The sequence below is a fragment of the Pseudomonas edaphica genome (assembly GCF_005863185.1).
Lineage (GTDB): Bacteria > Pseudomonadota > Gammaproteobacteria > Pseudomonadales > Pseudomonadaceae > Aquipseudomonas > Aquipseudomonas edaphica.
The window spans coordinates 1-6,044 of the sequence record NZ_VBVZ01000386.1; the positions used below are offsets into that span (position 1 = coordinate 1).

The 6,044-nt window shown below is 60.5% G+C and carries 3 protein-coding genes and 1 pseudogene; 1 reads left to right on the forward strand and 3 read right to left on the reverse strand.

Translation table 11 applies throughout. The features are described 5' to 3' along the window. Nucleotides 1-316: 316 nt before the first annotated feature. Together FEM54_RS22150 and FEM54_RS22155 are read right to left on the reverse strand one after the other, a co-directional pair. On the reverse strand, nt 317-2,581 hold the full coding sequence (locus FEM54_RS22150) for a putative bifunctional diguanylate cyclase/phosphodiesterase (protein ID WP_099548586.1): 2,265 nt from the start codon (nt 2,579-2,581) through the stop codon (nt 317-319). Nucleotides 2,582-2,719: 138 nt separating this feature from the next. Next, nucleotides 2,720-3,085 carry a YkgJ family cysteine cluster protein gene (locus FEM54_RS22155; RefSeq protein WP_099548587.1) on the reverse strand — a complete coding sequence of 122 codons (366 nt, stop codon included), beginning with the start codon at nt 3,083-3,085 and terminating at the stop codon, nt 2,720-2,722. Nucleotides 3,086-3,336: 251 nt separating this feature from the next. On the opposite strand from FEM54_RS22155, the gene FEM54_RS22165 reads away from it, so the two are divergent. Next, nucleotides 3,337-4,683, forward strand: coding sequence for a spinster family MFS transporter (locus FEM54_RS22165; RefSeq protein ID WP_017137218.1), 1,347 nt, complete (start codon nt 3,337-3,339; stop codon nt 4,681-4,683). A gap of 166 nt (nt 4,684-4,849) precedes the next feature. Here the strand turns inward: FEM54_RS22165 and FEM54_RS22170 are convergent. Next, nucleotides 4,850-6,044, reverse strand: a pseudogene (locus FEM54_RS22170) (RNA polymerase-associated protein RapA); the annotation flags it as partial.

The window sequence follows — 6,044 nt, forward strand, 5'->3', positions numbered from 1 at the left end:
ATAAGAGACAGCTATAAAGGTGCGCGTTTTCTTGCCGAGCAAGTGTGTAGCCGAGTAACCGCTGGCGCCGTGATGGCATCTTGCCGTAGAGAAAGGTCACAGGTGACGGTGACGTAAGCGTCACGGGAACAGTTTTAAAGTGGGCGGAACATCGGGGGAATTGTTTCCGGGTGTGGCAAAGCCAGATCGTTCCCACGCAGAGCGTGGGAACGATCAACCCTGACTTTTCAAGAGGAGTACCCGGCGTACTCCGATGATTCGGCCGCTCGTCGGCGTTCATCCAAGTAGATGATGGCTAAGTCCCAAAGATACGACGTCATCGAATGGGCCTGACAATCGACGGCGGGCCGATGCGGCCTGCACCAGGGTCCTTCGGCGCGATGGCGTCCTTATTGCCCTCGATGCTGAACGGGTAGAGTGGGTTGCGCATCTGGATGCCCTGGATCACACCCACCACATCGCTCAAAGGCACCGCCGGGCTCAGCAGGTAACCCTGGATAAAGTCGCAGCCGTGCTTGAGCAGCAGTTCAAATTGCGCCTGGGTTTCAACGCCTTCGGTGACCACCTGCAAGTGCAGGGTGTGGGCCATGCCGATGATCGCCTGGACGATCTCGACATCGGCGGTGGACTTGGGAATGTCCTGGATAAACGACCGGTCTATCTTCAGGGTATTGAGCGGCAGGCGCTTGAGGTAGGCCAGGGATGAATAACCGGTGCCGAAATCATCAATGGCCAGCGAAACGCCCAGGGCGCGGATCTGGCGCAACAGTGCCAGGGTGCTGCTGATATTGCCCATCAGCGCGTTTTCGGTGACTTCCAGTTCCAGGCGGCTGGCGGCGATCCCGGCAAAACGCAGGGCGGCTTCGATCTCATCGGCTAGCTCGTCACGGGCCAGGTTCAAGGCCGAGCAGTTCACGGCCATGGTCAGCTCGGTGTAACCGCGGTCAGACAGCAGGCTCAAATCGTGACAGGCCTGACGCAATACCCAGTGGTCGAGTTCGGCAATCAACCCGTTGTTTTCGGCGATGCCGATAAACCGGTCCGGGGCCAGCAGCCCATGTTGCGGATGTTGCCAGCGCACCAGTGCTTCCAGGCGGGTGACCTTGCCCAGCTTCATGTCGAAGATCGGCTGGTAGAACAGCACCAATTCATTGCGGCCGCGCAACGCAGCGCGCAATTGCTCCTCCAGTTGCAGCTCGAGGAAGGCGCGGGTTTTAAGGTTGGAGCTGAAGAAGTTCAAGCTGTTGCGACCGGCATCCTTGGACTGGTACAGCGCCAGGTCAGCGGTTTTAAGCAACTCTTCGCAGGTCAGTCCGTCATCGGGGAACAGGCTGATGCCAATGCTTGTGGTCATCACCATGCGCCGGCCGGCCAGTTCGATTGGTTCTTTCATCTTATGCATGATGCGCTGGGCCAGGTGCCGCGCTTCGTCGCGATGGTGAATGTTGATCAGGATGCAGAACTCGTCGCCGCCAAACCGCGCGACCACATCGCTATGGCTGCGCACCGACCCCTTGATATGCCCGGCCAGTACGGTGAGCAGTTGGTCGCCGGCATCGTGGCCGAGGCTGTCATTGATGCGCTTGAAGTGGTCGATATCGAGGAAGATCACCGCCATCATGCCGTGGCCGGCGGTTTTTTCGGCGACCTTCTCGGCAAAGATCTGGTTGAAGCCGCGACGGTTGAGCAGGCTGGTCAGCGCATCGAAGTGCGCCACTTGTTGCAGCGAGGCACGGGCTTGGTCCAGCTCACTGAGCAGGGCGTTGACCCGGCGCAGGTCACGCTCCTTGTGCTGCAGTTTTTTGTCGGCGAGGGCGGCGCTGACGCTGCTGCCAATCACCAGCAGGGTGATCACGGCCACCGACAGGCCCAGTTGAATCGGGTTGTTATCCAGTGGCAACGACAGGTCAGCACCGGCCGGTACCAGCATCCGCATGGCCGCCATGCCGGTGAAGTGCATGCTGAGGATGCCCGCGCCCAGCACCAGGCTGGCGGCGTACTTGAGCAGTTGATGAAACACGCCGGCGCCGGTGCGCAGGTAGCTCGACAGCAACAGCGCGGCCAGGCTGGCGCCGATGGCAATCGCCACGGAGGCCATGAACAGGTCGGTCTCGAAGTACACATCGGCCTGGGAGCGCATGGCCGACATGCCCACGTAATGCATCAGCGCGATACCCAGGCCCATCCATACCGACGCCAGCAGGTATTGATGGAATCGCAGATGGGTATGACTCAGGGTTTGCATGGCGAACAGTGAAGCGATCAAGGCGATCACCAGCGAGGCGAACGTCATGATCAATTCATAATGAATGGCGATAGGTGCCTGGAAGGCCAGCATGCTGATGAAGTGCGTCGACCAGATGCCACCCGCCAGGCAACCCGCTCCAAGCCAACGCCAATGACGGCGGGCGGTAGGGTCTTCGACATGGCCGACGCGCTCAGCCATGTCCAGCGTGCCGAAGCCGGCCGCGCAAGCAACCAGATACGCCAGTAGCACCAGAAAAGGGTTATGACTGCAATTGAGTAATAAGTGCCCGTTCTCTGGCAGGTCGGTAAAAAAATGCAGACCCAGCCATTCCATAGCAAGCCCCGTCATAGCGTCACGTCACAGCCAACGGCGATGACCTATGAAGTCGAGTATAGAAGCCGCGCAGGATTTTCCATGGATAATGGCACTTTGCTTTCAACCATTTTGGCATGCCTGCCATAGCGTTTGATGCTAAGCGCTGATCGGCAGGTCCAGTTCAAAAGGTGCTTCTAATGGCGGCAGGCCAAAGGCGGCGCGAGCGGTATCGCAGTCGACGTTCTGCTCGCCCTGGCTCCACGACGCATCGAACTCTCGGCAGGGGCTTGAGCGTTGTTCATAGATGGTGCAACGGGTGCCCTTGCCGACCTCACCCTCGAGGCTGCAACACCTGGCGGGTTTCTGGTCGGTACCAATCATCGCCACGCGTGTGGGGTTGATCTGCACCACCAGGTCATCGGGCACCGTGCCGCCCGATGAGGCGCACTCGCCCCAGAAGAAAGACACACGAAAGTGTGAACAGCAGGCACCGCAACTCAGACACGGACTGGCTTCGGACATGGGCGTCATCGATAAGAAAAGTAGGATGTGGGTGTTACGGAAGGCTCGCCATTCTATCCGTGCCATGGCGGTTGGGAAGGGGGGCGCGAACTTATATTTTCGTAGGGAAAGTCCCGTCGCTGCGGGTGAAATCATGCCCTATCAGCTTTACGAATCATTACAGACAAGCGTGCCTGGCCTGATTATGTTGCAGGTACCGGGCAGGATGCATCGGGCATCGCAGCTCTCATAACAATAAAAGAGACGGACCCATGCAGAACTCGACCCAAGCGGCGAATGCCTGGCGCATTCTGTTCCTGCTGTTCCTCGCCAACCTGTTCAATTTCTTCGACCGCACCATTCCCGCCATCATCATCGAGCCAATCCGCATGGAATGGCACTTGAGCGACTTCCAGCTCGGTATCATCGGCACCGCCTTCACCATCGTCTACGCCATCGCCGGCCTGCCGCTCGGGCGCCTGGCCGATACCGGCTCACGCAGCAAACTGATGGGCTGGGGCCTGTTTGCCTGGAGCGGGCTGACGGCGGTCAACGGCATGGTCGGCAGCTTCTGGACCTTTTTGCTGGTGCGAATGGGCATCGGCATCGGTGAAGCCAGCTACGCGCCGGCGGCCAATTCGCTGATCGGCGACCTGTTTCCCGCCCACCGCCGCGCCCGGGCCATGGGCATTTTCATGTTGGGCCTGCCGTTGGGCCTGCTGCTGGCGTTCTTCACCATTGGCGCGATGGTCAAGGCGTTCGACAGCTGGCGCGCACCGTTCTTTATCGCCGCCGTGCCGGGGCTGATCCTCGCGATCTTCATGTTCTATATCAAGGAACCCAAGCGCGGCGCAGCGGAAACCGTGCAAGTCTCCCAGGAGCGCGTCGACCGCCCGATTCGTCGCGTTCTGGCGGTGCCGACCTTCCTGTGGCTGGTGCTGGCCGGGTTGTGCTTTAACTTCGCCACCTATGCGTGCAATTCATTTTTGGTGCCGATGTTGCAGCGTTACTTCCTGATGCCGTTGCAGGACGCCGCGGTGGCCACCGGCGTGATCGTCGGCATCACCGGGCTGGTGGGCCTGACCCTGGGCGGCTGGATTGCCGACAAGATCCATCAGCGCGTCGCCAACGGCCGGCTGCTGTTTGCCGCGTGCAGCTTGATTATCTCGACCATTACCACTGCCTGGGCCTTGCACGCGGGGCGCATTGAGATTGGCGTGTTTGTGGCGCTGTTCAGTGTGGGCTGGTTGTTTGCCTATAACTTCTACACCTGCGTGTACACGGCGATTCAGGACGTGGTGGAGCCGCGCCTGCGTGCCACGGCGATGGCGCTGTTTTTTGCGGGGTTGTACTTGCTCGGCGGTGGCATGGGGCCGGTGGTGGTGGGCGGCCTGTCTGATCATTTTGCCCATTCGGCAATGTATGCCGATGGCGCCTCGCAGATGACCGAGGCGTATAAAGCGGTTGGGTTGCACGACGCCATGTACCTGATTCCGGTGGCGCTGTTCTTGACCATGCTGTTTCTGTTCCAGGCCTCGCGCAGTTTTGTGCGCGATGCCAAGAAGATGAAGGATGGGTTGGGGGCGGTTGAGGTGCCGGCTGCTGCCGCTGTAGCTTGATCGTTCCCACGCTCCGCGTGGGAATGCATCCTGTGACGCTCTGCGTCATGCTTCTAGGAGCGGACGCAGAGCGTCCAGGGCGGCGTTCCCACGCAGAGCGTGGGAACGATCAAATAAAAAAGGCCCGCATTGCGCGGGCCTTCTTTTTAGCAGGGCAGGGCGGTTATCAACCCGCCACCAACACCCGAATCGCCTCCAACCGCAGCGCAGCCTTGTCGAGCATGGCCAGGCCTTGCTCGCGCTGGTTGCGCAGCGCCACCAGTTCGCTGTCGCGCACGGTCGGGTTGACCGCTTGCAACGCGGTCAGGCGCGCCAGTTCTTCGTCGGTGTCGGCTGCCAGACGGCGTTTCGCCTCGGCCACACGCTCGGCGTGACGCGGGGTGATCTTCTCTTCGCCAGCATTGATGCGTGGCGTGAGCTGATCGCGCTGGGCCTGCACAAACTTGTTGGCGCTGGCGCGTGGCACGCTTTCCAGCTGGTCGTTCAAAGTTTCAAACGACACACGACCGGACAGGTCATTACCGTTGGTATCCAGCAGGCAGCGCAAGGCGGCCGGTGGCAGGTAGCGGCCCAGTTGCAGCGAGCGCGGCGCAACCACTTCACTGACGTAGAGCAGTTCGAGCAACACGGTGCCTGGCTTGAGCGCCTTGTTCTTGATCAGCGCCACGGCGGTGTTGCCCATCGAGCCGGACAGCACCAGGTCCATGCCGCCTTGCACCATCGGGTGTTCCCAGGTGATGAACTGCATGTCTTCACGCGACAGCGCCTGGTTACGGTCGTAGGTGATGGTCACACCTTCGTCGTCGCCCAGGGGGAAGCTGGCGTCGAGCATTTTTTCGCTGGGCTTGAGGATCAGTGCGTTTTCCGAATGGTCCTCGCTGTCGATGCCGAAGGCGTCGAACAGGGTTTCCATGTAGATCGGCAGGGCGAACTGGTCGTCTTGCTCAAGAATGTCTTCCACCAGCGCATCGCCTTCACCCGCGCCGCCGGAGTTGAGCTCCAGCAAGCGGTCGCGACCGGTGTGCAGTTCCTGTTCCAGACGCTCGCGCTCGGCACGCGCTTCGTCGATCAGGGCTTGCCACTCGCCGTCGTCGGCGTTTTCCAGCAGCGGCAGCAGGCGTGGGCCGAACTGATGTTGCAAGGCGTTGCCGGTCGGGCAGGTGTTGAGGAACGCGTTCAGCGCTTCGTGGTACCACTGGAACAGGCGCTCTTGCGGGCTGGTTTCCAGGTACGGCACGTGCAGTTCGATCACATGCTTCTGGCCGATCCGGTCCAAACGGCCGATCCGCTGTTCCAGCAGGTCGGGGTGGGACGGCAGGTCGAACAGCACCAAGTGGTGGGAGAACTGGAAGTTGCGGCCT